The 17,030-nt window shown below is 72.6% G+C and carries 14 protein-coding genes; 4 read left to right on the top strand and 10 right to left on the bottom strand.

The annotated features are described in order from the left end of the window. Positions 1-621 (bottom strand): PucR family transcriptional regulator ligand-binding domain-containing protein (locus AZE13_RS26185; RefSeq protein WP_181690452.1); only part of this gene is annotated, 621 nt, incomplete at its 3' end. A gap of 206 nt (positions 622-827) precedes the next feature. Continuing rightward, entirely contained in the window at positions 828-3,065 is a 2,238-nt protein-coding gene (locus tag AZE13_RS26190) for an ATP-binding protein (protein ID WP_066936965.1), read from the bottom strand. Positions 3,066-3,371: 306 nt separating this feature from the next. On the opposite strand from AZE13_RS26190, the gene gabT reads away from it, so the two are divergent. Continuing rightward, on the top strand, positions 3,372-4,721 hold the full coding sequence (gene gabT, locus AZE13_RS26195; protein ID WP_066936967.1) for a 4-aminobutyrate--2-oxoglutarate transaminase: 1,350 nt from the start codon (positions 3,372-3,374) through the stop codon (positions 4,719-4,721). 423 nt (positions 4,722-5,144) lie between these two features. Continuing rightward, a complete protein-coding gene (locus tag AZE13_RS26200) occupies positions 5,145-5,975 on the top strand; it encodes a phosphatase PAP2 family protein (RefSeq protein WP_258528002.1) in 831 nt (276 codons plus the stop codon). Here the strand turns inward: AZE13_RS26200 and AZE13_RS26205 are convergent. The 6 genes from AZE13_RS26205 to AZE13_RS26230 all read right to left on the bottom strand — a co-directional run bounded on the left by AZE13_RS26205 (position 5,878) and on the right by AZE13_RS26230 (position 13,238). Then, positions 5,878-7,293: an NAD(P)/FAD-dependent oxidoreductase gene (locus AZE13_RS26205; protein ID WP_066936973.1), complete on the bottom strand. Its 1,416-nt coding sequence runs from the start codon at positions 7,291-7,293 to the stop codon at positions 5,878-5,880. The two genes, AZE13_RS26200 and AZE13_RS26205, sit on opposite strands and share 98 nt — an antisense overlap. A gap of 20 nt (positions 7,294-7,313) precedes the next feature. After that, complete coding sequence (locus tag AZE13_RS26210; protein ID WP_066936975.1) at positions 7,314-8,108, bottom strand: ABC transporter permease; 795 nt, start codon at positions 8,106-8,108, stop codon at positions 7,314-7,316. Beyond that, complete coding sequence (locus tag AZE13_RS26215) at positions 8,108-9,034, bottom strand: ABC transporter permease (RefSeq protein ID WP_066936978.1); 927 nt, start codon at positions 9,032-9,034, stop codon at positions 8,108-8,110. Before AZE13_RS26215 ends, AZE13_RS26210 begins: the two co-directional genes overlap by 1 nt. Beyond that, on the bottom strand, positions 9,031-10,194 hold the full coding sequence (locus tag AZE13_RS26220; protein WP_066936981.1) for an ABC transporter ATP-binding protein: 1,164 nt from the start codon (positions 10,192-10,194) through the stop codon (positions 9,031-9,033). The genes AZE13_RS26215 and AZE13_RS26220 overlap by 4 nt, the downstream gene beginning before the upstream one ends. Positions 10,195-10,253: 59 nt before the next feature. Then, positions 10,254-11,534: a spermidine/putrescine ABC transporter substrate-binding protein gene (locus tag AZE13_RS26225; protein ID WP_066936984.1), complete on the bottom strand. Its 1,281-nt coding sequence runs from the start codon at positions 11,532-11,534 to the stop codon at positions 10,254-10,256. A gap of 186 nt (positions 11,535-11,720) precedes the next feature. Further along, the gene (locus tag AZE13_RS26230) at positions 11,721-13,238 is read right to left on the bottom strand and encodes a gamma-aminobutyraldehyde dehydrogenase (protein ID WP_066936987.1); all 1,518 of its coding nucleotides are present in this window, start codon (positions 13,236-13,238) and stop codon (positions 11,721-11,723) included. 229 nt (positions 13,239-13,467) lie between these two features. On the opposite strand from AZE13_RS26230, the gene AZE13_RS26235 reads away from it, so the two are divergent. After that, entirely contained in the window at positions 13,468-14,139 is a 672-nt protein-coding gene (locus tag AZE13_RS26235) for an NADAR family protein (RefSeq protein ID WP_079124381.1), read from the top strand. Between the two features lie 89 nt (positions 14,140-14,228). Beyond that, entirely contained in the window at positions 14,229-15,341 is a 1,113-nt protein-coding gene (locus AZE13_RS26240) for an adenosine deaminase (RefSeq protein ID WP_398780231.1), read from the top strand. Positions 15,342-15,430: 89 nt separating this feature from the next. On the opposite strand, the gene AZE13_RS26245 is transcribed toward AZE13_RS26240, so the two are convergent. Together AZE13_RS26245 and AZE13_RS26250 are read right to left on the bottom strand one after the other, a co-directional pair. Further along, positions 15,431-16,612: a spermidine/putrescine ABC transporter substrate-binding protein gene (locus tag AZE13_RS26245; RefSeq protein WP_066937186.1), complete on the bottom strand. Its 1,182-nt coding sequence runs from the start codon at positions 16,610-16,612 to the stop codon at positions 15,431-15,433. Positions 16,613-16,757: 145 nt separating this feature from the next. Continuing rightward, positions 16,758-17,030, bottom strand: a 273-nt coding sequence (locus AZE13_RS26250; protein WP_147264726.1) for an aldehyde dehydrogenase family protein, incomplete at its 5' end; no start/stop codon positions are given.

Here is a 17,030-nt window from a genome sequence, read left to right on the forward strand (position 1 = left end):
GGCGGGCGCGGGCCGCTCCCGCAGCCGGGCCACATCCGGCGCGAGCCGGGCCGCCCGGCGCGCGGCCCAGTCGGGAGCGACCGCCACCACGGTCCCCGACGCGTCGTAGAGCGCCGTCCAGCCGTCCAGGTGCGCCGCGAGCCGGGCCAGCAGCCCGTCCGGTCCATCCGCGCTCAGCGCGGCGCGGGTCAGCTCGCGCTGCGCCTCGAAACCGGCGGTCACCGCCCGGTAGCGGTCCTCGGCCACGGCGGCCGACACCGCCTTGCTGATCGCGATGAACGGTGTCCGGCGGGGCACCGCCAGCAGGGGCAGCCCGCGCTCCCGCGCCGCCGCGACCAGCGCCCGGGGCACGTCCTCGTAGTTCACGCCGACCGCGAAGCCCAGCCCGACCACCCCGGCGTCCGCGACCCGCCGGACGTAGCTGCGGGTCGCCTCCGGGTCCTCCGCGTCGAGCTTGAGCGCGGTGATCAGCAGCAGCTCGCCGCCCTCCATGTACGGCACCGGGTCGATCAGCTCGCTGGCGTGGGCCCAGCGCACCGGGACGTCCAGCCGTTCCCCGCCCGCGAGCACGGTCAGCTTGAGCGCGGTGTGGTTGACCAGGGAGGCGAGGGTGTGCGGCATAGGACCTTCGATGACTCCGATGACTGCGACGACTGCGGGAACTGCGGGCGGGGACTGTGCCGAGGAGATGACTGCGCCGGGGATTGCGCCGCCCCGTACGAACGGCCTATGCCGATTCTGCCTCAGCGGATGAGTCCCGGGGAGAGCCGGGAGCCGCGGCGGGGAACCCGGGGGGCCCTGTCGTCGGCGGGTCGCTCCCCCGGCCCTCAGGACCGCAGGTCGACGAGGACCGGCGGAGCCGACTCCCCGCCGACCGCGGTCACCGACAGCACCGCGTGCCCGGCCGGGACGGAGTTGGCGAGGTCGGAGGCGGACCAGCGCTCCCGCTCGACGGTGCGGACGGTGATCGCCTTGGCCGTGGCAGCCTTCCCCGTGACCAGGTGGCGGAAGGCGTGGAACACCTTCATCGCGGCCCCCTCCGCGATGATCTGACGGTCCGTCACATCACGGGTCTCCACCCACTCCTTGCCCCAGACCTCGGCGAACCGCGCACCGTCCCAGGTCGTGACCCCCGCGAACGCCATCCGGCAGCCGACCGTGCCGAGCAGCGTGCCGCGCAGCGCATCGGGGACGTCGTCGAGGGAGCGCAGCGTGAGCACCACCCCGGCGTTCGCCGAGCGCAGCCGCTGCAGCCCGCGGAGCGCCTCCGCGGTGAGGGTGCCGGCGGCCTCGTCCAGCACCAGACAGGCGAACAGCGAACGGTCGCTACGGGCGACGGCGCACTCGGTGAACTGAGCGAGGACCAGTCGGGCCAGAATCCGGGAGGCCTCCGCGTGGCCGCGCTCGGGCAGCTCGATCCGGACCCGGAGGGGATGGTCGAGGGCGCGCAGCGAGACCTGCCGGGTGCGGCCCGTCGGGTCGAAGAAGGCGGCGAAGGCGGGCCGGTCCAGGAGGGCGAGGCGGTCGGCCAGGAGGACGGCGAGGTCGCCGGGGCGCTCCGACTGACGCGCCCGGGCGTCCAGTTCGCGCAGCAGGGTGTCCGCTCCGGCCTGCTCCAGCGCGGTGCGCAGCGCGGCGATCGTCGCGGGTGCGCCGTCCAGCAGTTCGCGGAGCTCGGGCACGGTGGGGAAGCGGTCATGGGCGGCCCGGAAGGGGCCGAGCAGCTGCGCCAGTACGGTCGCCGCCGGCCGGCTGTCGCCACCGGGCAGCCGCTCGGCGAGGTCACCCACCAGCGCCTCGGCGAGCATGCCCGCCGCCTCGTCGGGGTCGGTGGTGCCCCCGTAGAGGTCGAGGTCGCACTGCGGGCCGGGGCGGCCGACCCGGACGACCACGTCGAACGCCTCGTCCGGACCGAGGTCGGCCCCGGCGGCCCCGACGGCGATCACCGCGCACTGCCCGGCCAGCGCCTGCAGGCACATCGACTCCACGACCGGCCTGACGACCCGGGTCGTCTTGCCGCAGCCGGCCGGCCCGACGGCGAGCAGCGACGTCCCCAGGACGCCCGGCCCCAGGGCGCAGCCGACGCCGCGGTGCTGGTAGGGGTTGCGGGGGTGGTCGGCGGCCGTGCCGATCCGGACCTGGTGGGCCAGCAGGTCGTGGTGGGCGGCCCGGCGCGGCAGGTCCCGCAGCCCCGAGGGGTGCGCACAGGCCGCCGCGCCGTGCCGGAGGACGGTGTCGGTGAACGACGTGAGGGAGTTCCGGCCCGACCGGACCGAGCGCCAGGCGCGCTCGATCCTCGCCACGTCCACGTCGTTCATCCGGCCGGCGCGGGCTTCGGCGGCGAGCTTGTCGGCCGCGTCCGGGGCACCGTACGCACGCAGCTCGGGCCACTGGGCGCGGTCGGCGGCGGGCTCGGGCGCGGCGGCGGGTGCGGTGTCGCGGACGCGGCGGACGACAGGGCCCAGTACCCGGCGGGCGAGCTCGGGCCAGCGGCCGATGCGGCCGAAGACGACCACGAGGAGGGCCACGACGAGCCCGTAGTAGAGGTACGTCGCCCAGACGAAGAGCATCTGGCCGCCGGCCTCCCGCCAGGAGTCCGGGGTGAGGACGAGCAGCGGCCAGAGCCAGTAGTCGCCGAGGTACCCGTTCGCCAGCAGCGACCACACCAGCCACCCGCACAGGAACGAGATCACCGCGCCGGCCACCAGCTGGCGCCCCGGCACCCGGTCCGGTTCCTCGGGCGGCTTGGGCCGGTGCCCGTACGTCCAGATTCCGGGGGCCGCCGCCGGCCGCGGGGTGCGCAGCCAGCGGACCACCGGCGGCTCCGGGGCGGCCGCGCCACCCGGCGGAACGGCGGGCGGGGCGACGGGCTTGGCCGGCGGCGGGCCGGGCGGTGCGGCGGGCGGCGCGGGCGGAGCGCCGGGCGGCGGGGGCGGGGTGCCGGGCGCCGCGGCCGGGGGGACCGGCGGGGCCGCGGGGCGCGGAACGGTGGGTTCGGACCGGTGCGCTCCGCCGGGCGGCCGGGAAGCGGGGTGCTGTGCGTCGTGCGTGCCCTCGGTGTCCATCCGGTGCCCCTTGTCCCCCTTGAGCCGTGGCCTGTGATGTTGTCGGGCGCCCGGCCGGACGCCCCCGGTCCTGGTCGGGCCCGCGCTCGCGCCCGCCGGTGCCGGGCGTGCCGCCGCTCAATCTACTGGCCGTGCGGCGTCGCTATGTCCGGCGCGGACAACGCAACACGCGCACTTCTCCCGAACGGAACATGCCCCGCCCGCCGGGCCGCCCCTAACCTGCGAGAACAAGCCCGAACACGAGCAACGCACACGAGCACCGAACGAGACCTCGGTACGTTCCCCGTCGCACCCCAGGAGACTGCCATGACCGAACTGTCCGGAGGCCCCGGCCTCCCCCAGGAGCGTCGCGTCGTCACCCCGATCCCCGGCCCCAAGTCGCAGGAACTGTGGGCCCGTAAGCAGGCCACGGTGGCCGGCGGTGTCGGTGCCGTGCTGCCCGTGTTCGTGAAGCGCGCGGGCGGCGGCGTCCTGGAGGACGTGGATGGCAACTCGCTGATCGACTTCGGCTCGGGCATCGCGGTGACCTCGGTCGGCAACAGCGCCGAGGCCGTCGTCCGCCGGGCCACCGCCCAGCTCGCCGACTTCACCCACACCTGTGCGATGGTGACGCCGTACGAGCCCTACATCGAGGTCTGCGAGCAGCTGGCCGAGCTGACGCCGGGCGACCACGCGAAGAAGTCGGCGCTGTTCAACTCGGGTGCGGAGGCGGTCGAGAACGCCGTCAAGATCGCGCGGGCGTACACCAAGCGCCAGGCGGTCGTCGTGTTCGACCACGGCTACCACGGCCGGACGAACCTGACGATGGCGCTCACCGCCAAGAACATGCCGTACAAGCACGGCTTCGGCCCGTTCGCGCCCGAGGTCTACCGCGTGCCGCTGGCCTACCCCTTCCGCTGGCTGACCGGCCCGGAGAACTGCGCGCAGGAGGCCGCCGACCAGGTCATCACGCAGATCACCAAGCAGATCGGTGCGGAGAACGTCGCCGCGATCATCATCGAGCCGGTCCTCGGCGAGGGCGGCTTCATCGAGCCGGCCAAGGGCTTCCTGCCGGCCATCGCGGACTTCGCGAAGGAGAACGGGATCGTCTTCGTCGCCGACGAGATCCAGTCCGGGTTCTGCCGTACCGGCCAGTGGTTCGCGTGCGAGGACGAGGGCATCGTCCCGGACCTGATCACGACCGCCAAGGGCATCGCGGGCGGTCTGCCGCTGGCGGCCGTCACCGGCCGCGCGGAGATCATGGACGCGGCGCACGCGGGCGGCCTGGGCGGCACCTACGGCGGCAACCCGGTGGCCTGCGCCGCGGCGCTCGGCTCCATCGAGACCATGCGCGAGCAGGACCTCAACGCCAGGGCGCGGCGGATCGGCGAGATCATGAAGGCCCGGCTGACCGCGATCGCCGAGAAGTACGACATCGTCGGCGAGGTCCGCGGCCGTGGTGCGATGATCGCGATCGAGCTGGTCAAGTCCGGCACCAAGGACCCGAACCCGGAGGTCACCGGCGCGCTGGCGAAGGCCTGCCACCGGGAGGGCCTGCTGGTGCTGACGACCGGTACGTTCGGCAACGTGCTGCGCTTCCTGCCGCCGCTGGTCATCGGGGAGGACCTGCTCAACGAGGGTCTGGACATCCTCGAGGCGGCCTTCGCCGAGATCTGAGCGGCTGCCCGCGCGGAGCCGGCCGCGTAGCCGAAGGGGCGGCGTGAAGAAGATGTGCGGGGCCGATGGCGGCCGGGTGATGCGGCTGTCCGGTGTGCTCCCCGTGCCGTACGGTTTCTGCAGATGAGAGAAACACCCCGCCCGCAGGGGACTGCGGGCGACGCCCGGTCGGCGCCTCCCCGGCTCCGGTCAGGCCGTGCCCTCGCGCACGACACCGGGACCCCTGGCACAGGCGGCTCCGGGAATCCTCACGGATCGGATGTCCGCCCGCCCCATACCCCCCGGGGCGCGCGGGACACCGGTCACCGCGGCCGCCTCGGAACCACCCCCCCTGTTCCGAGGCGGCCGGCCCCTTTCCGCGGCACGCGTCTGCCGTACTCCGCCGGCCTGCTGGCGGCGCTCTTCAGCGGGCTGCTCTTCGGGGTGCTCACCTGGCAGGTGGCGGTGGGCGGACCGCTGCGTGCGCTCGACGAGCGGCTGGGCCGCGCCCTCGCGAGCAGCGGATTCCCGTCCTCCGCCGCCGAACTCCTCGCCGATCTCGGCAACACGGCCGTCGCGCTGCCGGTGCTGCTGGCGGCGATGGCCTGGGCCGGATGGCGCGGATGGCGTGGGTGGCGGGAGGAGCGGCGGGGACCGCAGGAGGGGCGGCGGGGGCACCAGGCGCACCGGGAGGCGGCAGGGGGCGGGCCGGCCGCGCGCCGGTGGCTGCCGCCGCTCGCCGCGGGGTTCACGTTCGCCGCCGTGCCCGCGCTGGTCGTCCCGCTCAAACTGTGGCTCGCCCGGCCCGGACCGCCGCGCATGGCGGACGGTGTGCCGGACGGCTTCTACCCGTCGGGGCACGGCGCGGCGGCGGCGGTCGCGTACGGACTGGCCGCGATGCTGCTGGCCCGGGGACGCGCACCGGGCCCCGGACGGGGGCGGGCACGGCGCCTGGTGGTGCCGGTGGGCGTCGCCGGTGTGGTGCTGGGCAACGTCGGGGTCGGCGTGGGTCTGGTCCGCAGCGGCTATCACTGGCCGCTGGACGTCCTGGGCAGCTGGTGCCTGGCGGGGGTGCTGCTCGCGGTGTGGTGCGCGGGGTGCGACCGGTGGGGGCCGGGGCGCGGGCGCGCCCACCGGGCCCCGCACTCCGGCCCCCGCCGGCCCCACTGGCCTTCCGTCAGCTGTCGAAGCCCAGCCCCAGCCGGTCCATCGCCCGCAGCCACAGGTTGCGCCGGCCGCCATGGGTGTCCGCGCGGGTCATCGACCACTGGGTGAGGCCGATGCCGGCCCAGCGCAGCGGTTCGGGCGGGAAGGGGAGCGGCTTGCTGCGCACCATCTCCAGCTCCGTCCGCTCGGTGCGTTCACCGGCGAGCAGGTCGAGCATCACCTCGGCGCCGAAACGGGTCGCCCCCACGCCCAGCCCCGTATAGCCCACCGCGTAGGCGACCCGGCCGGCGTGGGCGGTGCCGAAGAACGCCGAGAACCGCGCGCAGGTGTCGATGGCACCGCCCCAGGCGTGGGTGAAGCGCAGCCCGTCCAGCTGCGGGAAGCAGTGGAAGAAGTGCCGGGCGAGCTTCTCGTAGGTGGCCGGGTGGTGGTCGTACTCGGCCCGTACGCCGCCGCCGTAGCGGTAGACGATGTCGTAGCCGCCCCACAGGATGCGGTGGTCGGCGGTGATGCGGAAGTAGTGGAAGTGGTTGCTGCTGTCGGAGAGGCCCTGGCGGTTCCGCCAGCCGAGGGCGGCGCGCTGCTCGGCGGAGAGCGGCTCGGTCATCAGGGCGTGGTCGTAGACCGGGACGACATACGGGCGTACCCGGCGGACCAGTGAGGGGAAGGCGTTGGTGCCGAGGGCGACATGGCGGGCGAACACCCTGCCGTACGGGGTGCGGACGGCCATGCCCAGGCCCTCGGAGGCCAGCGCGGTGGCGCGGGTGCGCTCGTAGATCCGCACGCCCAGGCCGAGGCAGGCCTCCTTCAGGCCCCAGACGAGCCGGGCCGGGTGGAGCATGGCGACGCCGTCGCGGTCCCACAGGCCGGCGCGGAAGATCGGCGAGTCGACCTCGGCGCGCAGCTGGTCCCGGTCGAGGAGGACGTGCCGGTCCAGGCCGAGGCGCGCGGCGGCCTCGGCGGCCTCCCGGAGTTCGGCGACCTGGTGGGGCTCGGTGGCGATGTCGATCTCGCCGGTGCGCTCGAAGGCGCAGTCGATGCCGTAACGGGCGACCGTGTCCTCGATGGCGTCGAGGTTGCGGATGCCGAGCTCCTCGAGCCGGGCGAGTTCGCCGGGCCAGCGGGCCAGGCCGTTGCCGAGGCCGTGGGTGAGGGAGGCGGCGCAGAATCCGCCGTTGCGGCCGGAGGCGGCCCAGCCCACCTCGGCGCCCTCGATGAGGACGACATCGCGCTGCGGGTCGCGCTCCTTGGCGAGCAGCGCGGTCCAGAGGCCGGAGTAGCCGCCGCCGACGACCAGCAGATCGCAGGTCTCGTCGCCGACCAGGGCGGGCAGCGGGTCGGGGCGGAGCGGGTCGTCCAGCCAGAAGGGGGTGGGGGCGGCGTCCGCGAGCGCGTGGACGGGGGACGCTCCGGAAGGGTGCGACATGGCAGCTCGTGCCATGGTTCTCAGCTCCTCTGGCTCCTTTTGCGGCGGGATCCGGCCAGTTGGCCGACGAGTACGCAGAGCACGGCGACGAGGAACATCGCCGTACCGATGACATTGATCTGAACGGGTGTGCCCCGCTGCGCCGATCCCCAGACGAACATGGGAAAGGTCACGGTGGAGCCGGCGTTGAAGTTGGTGATGATGAAGTCGTCGAAGGAGAGGGCGAAGGACAGCAGCGCGCCGGCGGCGATACCGGGGGCGGCGATCGGCAGCGTCACCCGCAGGAAGGTCTGCAGCGGGGTGGCGTAGAGGTCCTGGGCTGCCTGCTCCAGCCGCGGGTCCATGCTCATCACCCGCGCCTTGACGGCGGTGACGACGAAGCTCAGGCAGAACATGATGTGGGCGATGAGGATCGTCCAGAAGCCGAACGGGACGGCCATGTTGAGGAAGAGCGTGGCCAGCGAGGCGGCCATCACGACCTCCGGCATCGCCATCGGCAGGAAGATCAGGGTGTTGACGCCGGCCCGGGCGCGGAAGCGGTAGCGGGCCAGCGCGAACGCGATCATGGTGCCGAGGACGGTCGCGCCGAGCGTGGCCCAGACGGCGATCCGCAGGCTCAGCCCCAGCGAGCCGCACAGGTCCGCGACACCGCACGGATCGGTCCAGGCGTCCGTGGAGAAGCGCTGCCACTGGTAGTTGAACCGGCCATGGGGCTTGTTGAAGGAGAAGACCAGCACGATGACGTTGGGCAGCACCAGGTACGCCAGCGTCAGCAGGCCCGCGAGGACCACCAGGTTCCGTCGGAGCAGGCGCATCAGACCAGATCCTCCGTCCCGGACTTGCGGATGTAGACCGTGACCATGGCGAGGATGGCCGCCATGAGGAGGAAGGAGAGCGCCGCGGCGGTCGGGTAGTCCAGCACCCGCAGGAACTGCGACTGGATGACGTTGCCGATCATCTTCTGGTCGGTGGAGCCCAGCAGCTCGGCGTTGATGTAGTCACCGGCGGCCGGAATGAAGGTGAGCAGGGTGCCGGCCACGACCCCGGGCATGGACAGCGGGAAGGTCACCCGGCGGAAGGTGGTGGCCGGGCGGGCGTAGAGGTCACCGGCCGCCTCGTGCAGCCGGGGGTCGATGCGCTCCAGCGACGTGTACAGCGGCAGGACCATGAACGGCAGGAAGTTGTAGGTGAGGCCGCAGACCACCGCGAGCGGGGTGGCCAGCACCCGGTGCCCCTCGGTGATGCCCAGGGCGCTGGTGACGTCCAGGACGTGCAGCGTGTTCAGCACGCCGACGACCGGCCCGCCGTCGGCCAGGATCGTCTTCCAGGCCAGCGTACGGATCAGGAAGCTGGTGAAGAACGGGGCGATGACCAGGATCATCACCAGGTTGCGCCAGCGGCCGGCCCGGAAGGCGATGAGGTAGGCCAGCGGGTAGCCCAGGAGCAGGCAGAGCGCGGTGGCGATGGCCGCGTAGCCCACCGAGCGGAGGAACTGGGGCCAGTACTCGGCGATCGCTTCCCAGTAGGTGGCGAAGTGCCAGGTGACCTTGAAGCCCTCTTCGAGGGACCCGGTCTGCACCGAGGTCGACGCCTGGTAGACGAGCGGGGCGGCGAAGAAGACGATCAGCCACAGGATGCCGGGCAGCAGCAGCCAGTAGGGGACGAGACGCCTGCGGGCGGGCGGCTTGCGGACGGGGAGCGTGCTGTCGGGGACTCCGGGAGCCGGCCGGGCGGCGGTCACGCCGCCTCCTCGTCCCGGTCCGCGCCCGCGCCGATGTCCTGCGAGGCGTCGAGCCCGAAGGTGTGCGCGGGGCTCCAGTGCACGACGACCTCGGCGCCGGGGACCAGCCGCCCGTCCCGCGCGATGTTCTGCTCGTAGACGGCGAGGCTGCCCGCGCCCCGGGTGCGTACCACGTACTGCGTGCTCACCCCGATGAAGCCGGCGTCGGTGATGGTGCCGGGGACGCGGTTGTGGCCCTCGGCGACGGCACCGGCGTCGTCGGCGTGCGCCAGCGCCATCTTCTCGGGCCGTACGCCCGCCAGGACCCGGCCGCCGGTGCGCACGGCGGCGGTGCACCGCCCGGCGGGCAGCCGCAGCCTGGCCCCGCCCGCCGTGACGAGGACCTCGTCGCCGCCCGCTTCGACGACTTCGGCCTCGATGAGGTTGGAGCTGCCCAGGAAGTTGGCGACGAAGGTGGTGGCGGGGTTCTCGTAGAGGTCGGCGGGCGCGCCGAGCTGTTCGACCCGGCCGCCGTTCATCACGGCCACGGTGTCGGCCATCGTCATGGCCTCCTCCTGGTCGTGGGTGACGTGCACGAAGGTGATGCCGACCTCGGTCTGGATGCGCTTGAGCTCCAGCTGCATCTGGCGGCGCAGCTTCAGGTCGAGGGCGCCCAGCGGCTCGTCGAGCAGCAGCACCTGGGGGTGGTTGATCAGTGCCCGGGCGACCGCGACCCGCTGCTGCTGGCCGCCGGAGAGCTGCTGCGGCCTGCGGCGCGCCAGGGGGCCGAGCTGGACGAGGTCGAGCATCTCCTCGACCTGCTTCTTGACGGACTTGATGCCCCGGCGGCGCAGGCCGAAGGCGACGTTCTCGTAGATGTCCAGATGCGGGAAGAGCGCGTAGTTCTGGAAGACGGTGTTGACCGGGCGCTTGTAGGGCGGCAGGGCGGTGACGTCCCGGCCGTCCAGGGCGACGCTCCCGGTGGTGGGCTCCTCCAGTCCGGCGATCATCCGCAGGGTGGTGGTCTTGCCGCAGCCCGAGGCGCCCAGCAGCGCGAAGAAGGAGCCCGCGGGGACGGTCAGGTCGAGGGGGTGGACGGCGGTGAAGGAGCCGTAGGTCTTGCTTATCCCGCGGAGGCGGACGTCGCCGCCGCTGCGCCGGGGGGTCGCGGTGTGGGTCATGTCGGTCGTCCCGTGGGTCGGAGGGCGGTACGGCCCGGGCGGGCCCGGGTGGGGGCGGCTCAGGCCCCCGTCAGAGCGGCGAACTCCTCGCTGAACTGCTTGTTCTCCTCGGTGGTCAGGGTGCGGAAGGAGTGTGACCGCTCGGCCATCTCCTTGTCCGGCAGGATCAGCGGGTTGCCGGCCGCCGCCTGGTCGATCCTGGCCAGCTCCTCACGTACGCCGTCGACCGGGCAGGCGTAGTGGATGGACGCGGCGAGCCGGGCCGCCACCTTCGGCTCGTAGAAGTAGTCGATGAGCCGTTCGGCGTTCCGCCGGTGCCGGGCCTGGTTCGGCACCATGAGGTTGTCGGTGGACGTCATATAGCCGGCCCTGGGGATGGCGTACCGGATGTCCGGGTCGTCCCGCTGGAGCTGGACGACGTCGCCGGCCCAGGCCACGCAGGCGGCGAGGTCGCCCTTGGTCAGGTCGGACGTGTAGTCGTTGCCGGTGAAGCGGCGGATCTGCTTGCGGTCCACACCCTTGCGCAGCCGGGCGAGCGCCGCGGCGAAGTCGTCCGCGGTGACGTCCTCGGGGCGCCTGCCCATGTCCAGGAGGGTCAGGCCGACGGTGTCCCGCATCTCGGACAGGAACGCCACCCGGCCCATGAGCTGCGGGTCCTCCAGCAGCTGGCCGACCGAGTCGACCGTCCTCCCGCCGGTGGCCCGCACGTTGTACGCGATGATCGCGGGGATGCCCTGCCAGACGTAGGAGTATGCCCGGCCCGGATCCCAGGTGGGGTCGCGGTACTGGGCCGAGAGGTTGGCGTGGGCGTGCGGCAGGTGGGCGGGGTCCAGCCGCTGGATCCAGCCGAGGGAGATCATCCGGGCGCACATCCAGTCGGTGAGCACGATCAGGTCGCGGCCGGTGTCCTGGCCGGCCGCCAGCTGGGGCCGGACCTTGCCGAAGAACTCGTCGTTGTCGTTGATGTCCTCGGTGTACTTGACCGCGATGCCGGTGCGCCGGGTGAAGCCGTCCAGTGAGGGGTGGCGCTTGCCGTCCTCGCTGACGTCCATGTACGCGGTCCAGTTGGAGAAGGCGACGCGCCGCTCCGTCCGGGAGTGGTCCTCGGTCCGGCCGGCGCCGGTACGGCCGGCGGGCGGGATTCCGCAGGCCGCCAGGGCGCCGAGACCGCCGACCGTGGCCGCCATGGCGCCGCCGGCGCGCAGCAGCGAGCGGCGGGTCATGGCCAGCCGGCCGTTGACCGCGCTCCGGCGCATGGCGCTGAGTTCGGCCGGCGACAAGGGTGGTGGCAGGGGTGGCAGGGGTGACGACAGGGTTCGGGGCTGCTGGCGGTGCTCCATACGCGGTGCCCTTTCAGGACGTCTCAGGCCCACTTCAGGATGTCTCAGGTCTGCTGCGGAACGTCTCAGGCCCACAGGGTCAGGACTGCGCAGGTCCACCGGGGCAGGACTGCTGAGGTCCACGGGGTCAGGGCTGCTCAGGTCCACGGGTTCGGAACGTCCCGGGCCCACGGAACCTCCGGAACCTCACCCACGGTCCCCGAAGACGGTGCGGTGCCACCCCTTCCTGGCCACCGCGGTGTTGTCGTACATGACGTGCTTGACCTGGGTGTACTCCTCGAAGGAGTAGGCCGACATGTCCTTGCCGAAGCCGGACGCCTTGGCGCCGCCGTGCGGCATCTCGCTGAGGATCGGGATGTGGTCGTTGACCCACACACAGCCGGCGTTGATCTCGCGGGTGGCGCGGCCGGTGCGGTAGACGTCGCGGCTCCAGGCGGAGGCGGCCAGTCCGTAGGGGGTGTCGTTGGCCAGCGCGATTCCCTCGTCGTCGCTGTCGAAGGGCAGGACGGCCAGCACCGGGCCGAAGACCTCGGACTGGACGATCTCGCTCTCCTGCGCGGCCCCGGCGATCAGCGTGGGCCGGTAGTACGCGCCCTTGGCCAGCTCGCCCTGCGGCGCCTCACCACCGGTGACGACGGTGGCGTCACCGCGCGCCCGGTCGACGAAACCGGCCACCCGGTCGCGCTGGGCATGCGAGATCAGCGGGCCCAGGTCGGTGGCCGGGTCGAGGGGGTCGCCGAGCCGTACCGTCGTCATCAGGTCGGCGACTCCGCTGACGAACGCGTCGTACAGCGGTCGCTGGACATAGGCGCGGGTGGCGGCGGTGCAGTCCTGCCCGGTGTTGATCAGCGCCCCGGCCACCGCCCCGTGGACGGCCGCCTCCAGATCCGCGTCGTCGAAGACCACGAACGGCGCCTTGCCGCCCAGCTCCAGGTGCAGCCGCTTGACGGTGCCGGTGGCGATCCCGGCGACACGCCTGCCGACCGCGGTAGACCCGGTGAAGGAGGTCATGGCGACGGAGGGATGGCCCACCAGGTGCTCACCGGCGTCCCGGCCGGCCCCGGAGACGATGTTGAGCACACCGTCCGGGAGCCCGGCGCGCCGGGCGGCCTGCGCGAACAGCAGCGAGGTCAGCGGGGTGATCTCGGCGGGCTTCAGGACGATGGTGTTGCCCGCGGCGATGGCCGGCAGCACCTTCCAGGCGGCCATCTGGAGCGGATAGTTCCACGGTGCGATGGAGCCGACGACGCCGAGCGGTTCCCGGCGGATGACGGAGGTGTGGTCGGCGCTGTACTCACCGGCCGCCCTGCCCTCCAGATGGCGGGCGGCACCGGCGAAGAACGCGGCGTTGTCGACCGTACCCGGCACATCGAACTCGGTGCTGAGCCTGATCGGCTTGCCGCAGTTCAGCGATTCGGCGAAGGCGAGGTCGGCGGCGTCCTCGGCGAGCGCGGCGGCGAAGCGGTGCAGGATGCCGGAGCGCTCACCCGGCGTGGCCCCGCCCCACTCGGGGAAGGCCCGGACGGCCGCCTCGACGGCGGCGTCCACATCCGCCGGGCCGGCGAGGGCGTAGGAGTACACCGTCTCGCCGGTCGCCGGGTCCACGACCGCCTGGGTCCGGCCGGAGGTGCCGCCGCGAAGACTGCCCGCGATGAACTGCGCGCCCCGGCCGAAGCGCTCGGTGACGTCGAATCGGTGATCCATGGTGCTCTCCTCCGCCGGGCGCCAGGGGCCGCTCCGCGGCACTGCCTGGCGTAGCTGCTTCCGGAAGTGATGGCCGATCTTGACAGAGTGAGGCGGCCCCAACAAGTGATTCCGTTGTTGCCTTTTGGTTACGCGACGAATTCTGCGATTCCCAGGAGGGCGGCCCCGACACGTTGTCAGCACCCGCTGACAGAATCCCGGCATGATGCACGACAGTACGGGGGAAGGCATGACGATCACGAACGGCCGGGCCGCTGCCGGACAGCCCGTGGGCAAACGGGCCGCGGGTGCAGAGGGCGTGGGCGAGCGGGCCGCGGACGGACAACCCTCGGACGGACCGCGCTCGGTCGAGGACCTGCGCCGCGGCCCCGCCTCCGGCGGACACTGGAAGTACGTCCATTTCTGGGGGCACAGCCCGCGGCGCGACGGGACCCTCGGCCCGAGCTGCTTCAGCCAGTGGTGGCCCGCCCCGTTCACGGTCGACGGGATCACCTACGCCACCGCCGAACACTGGATGATGGCCGGCAAGGCCCGGCTCTTCGACGACGCGGAGGCGGAACAGCGGGCGATAGCGGCGGGCCACCCCCAGCAGGCCAAGGCCGCCGGGCGCACGGTCCGCGGCTTCGACGAGAAGATCTGGCGACGGCACCGCTTCGGCCTGGTCGTCGAGGGCAGCGTCCACAAATTCGGCGGGGATCCCGCGCTGCGGAAGTTCCTGCTGGGCACGGGCTCCCGGGTCCTGGTCGAGGCCAGCCCGCTGGACCGGATATGGGGCATCGGCCTCGCCGCCGACGACGACCGCGCCACGGCCCCGGAGCGCTGGCGGGGGCTCAACCTGCTCGGCTTCGCACTGATGGAGGCCCGCCAGCGCCTACGCAAACCGGCAGCCCCGGGGCAGTAACAGCGGCCAGCCGGGACCACCGCCCCTCCCCCGGCTACCGCCCACCGCCTGCCGGCCGCCTCCCGCGCCCCGCATACCATGACCGGGCCGTGAGGTCCCGCACGCACCGGGCGCCCCACCAGCCCACCACCAACCCACCAACCCACCAGGAGAACCCGTTGTCCGATCTCGACGCCTTCATAGCGGGCCTGCCCAAGGCGGAGCTGCACGTCCATCACGTCGGATCGGCCTCCCCCCGCATCGTCGCCGAGCTCGCCGCCCGGCACCCGGACTCTGCCGTCCCCACCGACCCCGAGGCGCTGGCCGACTACTTCACCTTCCGCGACTTCGCCCACTTCGTCGAGGTCTACCTCTCCGTCGTGGACCTGATCCGCGACGCCGAGGACGTCCGGCTGCTCACGTACGAGGTCGCCCGGGACATGGCCCGGCAGCAGATCCGCTACGCCGAGCTGACCGTCACACCCTTCAGCTCGACCCGCCGCGGCATCCCCGACGTGGCGTTCGTCGAGGCCATCGAGGACGCCCGCAAGGCCGCGGAGTCCGAGCTGGGCGTCTTCCTCCGCTGGTGCTTCGACATTCCCGGCGAGGCGGGCCTGGCGGCCGCGGCGGAGACCGCCCGGATCGCCTGCGACCTGCGGCCCGAGGGCCTGGTCTCGTTCGGTCTCGGCGGGCCCGAAATCGGCGTCCCCCGCCCGCAGTTCAAGCCGTACTTCGACCGTGCGATCGCCGCCGGCCTGCACTCGGTACCGCACGCCGGTGAGACCACGGGCCCCGGCACCATCTGGGACGCCCTCGACGACCTGCGCGCCGAGCGCATCGGCCATGGCACCAGCGCCCCGCAGGACCCGAAGCTGCTGGCGCACCTCGCCGAGCACCGCATCCCGCTGGAGGTCTGCCCGACCTCCAACATCGCCACCCGCGCGGTGCGCACGCTGGAGGAGCACCCGGTCAGGGCGATGTTCGACGCCGGCGTACTGGTCACGATCAACAGCGACGACCCCCCGATGTTCGGCACGGACCTCAACACCGAGTACCGCATCGCCGCCCGCCTCCTGGACCTCGACGCACAGGGCGTGGCCACCCTCGCCAAGAACGCCGTCGAAGCCTCCTTCATGGACGCCCCCGCCAAGTCCCGCCTCACAGCCGAAATAGACACCTACACGGCCACCCACACCCACACAGCCACCCAACCCCCAGCCTGACCATCCTGACCACAAAGAGCAGGAACTAATAACGCTCCGTAATCATTGCCGGAAACAGGAAGGAGGCACCACACGGCACCGGCCCCCGCTCACAGCCCCACGATCGCGTTCCACTCCTTGGCGAACACCGCCCGCTCCTCGGCGCTGATGTCCCGGGCGATCGCCAGCCGCTTGCGCATCGCGTCGTCGGGGAAGATCAGCGGGTCGTTCGCGAGCGCCGCCCGCTCCTTGTCCTTGGCGGAGGCCAGGACGTCGCGCGCGGCCGGCACAGGGCAGACGTAGTTGACCCAGGCGGCCAGCTCCGCGGCGACCCCTGGCTCGTAGTAGTAGTCGATCAGCCGCTCGGCACTGCGCTTGTGGTCGGCGCGGTTGGGGATCATCAGGCTCTCCGCCCACAGCTCGGCGCCCTCCTGCGGCACCACGAACTCGATGTCCGGGTTGTCCGCCCGGAGCTGGACCACGTCGCCCGAGTAGGCCTGCGCGGCGAGGACGTCACCGGAGTCCAGGTCCTTGATGTAGTCGTTGCCGGTGAAGCGCCGGATGTGGCCCTTGCCGACGAGGCCGCGGACCTGGTCGGTCATGCGGTGGAAGTCGTCGGCGGTCCAGCGGGTGATGTCGGCTCCGTTGCCCTGCATCAGCATGGCGAACGCCTCGTCGAGCCCGGCGAGCAGGGTGACCCGGCCGCGCAGATCGTCCTGCCACAGGTCGGAGGTGTGCTGGATCTCCCGGCCGAGCTTGCGGCGGTTGTAGGCGATACCGGTGATCCCGGACTGCCAGGGCACCGCGTGTCTGCGGCCGGGGTCGAAGTGCGGGTTGCGCAGCAGCGGATCGAGGTGCCGGGCGACGTGCGGCTGGGCGGCGCGGTCCATCGTCTGGACCCAGCCCAGCCGGACGAACCGGGCGCACATCCAGTCGCTGATGACGATGAGATCGCGGCCGGTGCCCTGGCGGTTCATCAGGGCGGGGCCGATCTTGCCGAAGAACTCGTCGTTGTCGTTGATCTCCTCGGAGTAGGTGACGGAGATCCCGGTGCGCCGCTCGAAGGCCTGCAGGGTGGGGCGGCGGTGCTGGTCGCGGTCGTCGACGTCGACGTAGAGCGGCCAGTTGGCGAAGACGATCTTCCGGTCCCGCGCCGAGCGGTCGGCGCCGGCGCGGTCCGCCGCCTTGATGTACGCGGGCGGCACCCCGCATCCGGCCAGGGCGGCCAGTGCCGCGGCCGCCCCCATTCCGCTCATGCCCCGGAGCAGCGCCCGCCGCGAAAGATCAGCCATGGCGAGCACTCTGACGTGGTGCGGGCGGAGGCGGCAAGCGACAGAGCGTCAGTTGCCGGGCCTCCGCCCGCGACGGTGTGTCGAGGTATCGATGTGCCGATGTGCCGAGCAGGGCGGCCCGGCCCCGGGGCCCTGGCCGGCCGGGTCAGCCGTCCAGTGAGGTCATGACGTGCTTGATGCGGGTGTAGTCGTCGAAGCCGTAGGCGGAGAGGTCCTTGCCGTAGCCGGACTTCTTGAATCCGCCGTGCGGCATCTCGGCGACCAGCGGGATGTGGGTGTTGATCCAGACGCAGCCGAAGTCCAGCGCCTTGGACATCCGCATGGCGCGGGCGTGGTCCTTGGTCCACACCGAGGACGCGAGGGCGTACTCGACGCCGTTGGCCCACTCCACCGCCTGCTTCTCGTCGCTGAAGGACTG

Origin of the sequence: Streptomyces sp. NBRC 110611, from assembly GCF_001590865.1 — a bacterium.
Lineage (GTDB): Bacteria > Actinomycetota > Actinomycetes > Streptomycetales > Streptomycetaceae > Streptomyces.

Coding starts and splice junctions, on each gene's coding strand:
- AZE13_RS26190 (WP_066936965.1), bottom strand. CDS start 3,065: ATGGACACCGAGGGCACGCACGACGCACAGCACCCCGCTTCCCGGCCG.
- gabT (WP_066936967.1), top strand. CDS start 3,372: ATGACCGAACTGTCCGGAGGCCCCGGCCTCCCCCAGGAGCGTCGCGTC.
- AZE13_RS26205 (WP_066936973.1), bottom strand. CDS start 7,293: ATGTCGCACCCTTCCGGAGCGTCCCCCGTCCACGCGCTCGCGGACGCC.
- AZE13_RS26210 (WP_066936975.1), bottom strand. CDS start 8,108: ATGCGCCTGCTCCGACGGAACCTGGTGGTCCTCGCGGGCCTGCTGACG.
- AZE13_RS26220 (WP_066936981.1), bottom strand. CDS start 10,194: ATGACCCACACCGCGACCCCCCGGCGCAGCGGCGGCGACGTCCGCCTC.
- AZE13_RS26225 (WP_066936984.1), bottom strand. CDS start 11,534: ATGGAGCACCGCCAGCAGCCCCGAACCCTGTCGTCACCCCTGCCACCC.
- AZE13_RS26230 (WP_066936987.1), bottom strand. CDS start 13,238: ATGGATCACCGATTCGACGTCACCGAGCGCTTCGGCCGGGGCGCGCAG.
- AZE13_RS26235 (WP_079124381.1), top strand. CDS start 13,468: ATGACGATCACGAACGGCCGGGCCGCTGCCGGACAGCCCGTGGGCAAA.
- AZE13_RS26245 (WP_066937186.1), bottom strand. CDS start 16,612: ATGGCTGATCTTTCGCGGCGGGCGCTGCTCCGGGGCATGAGCGGAATG.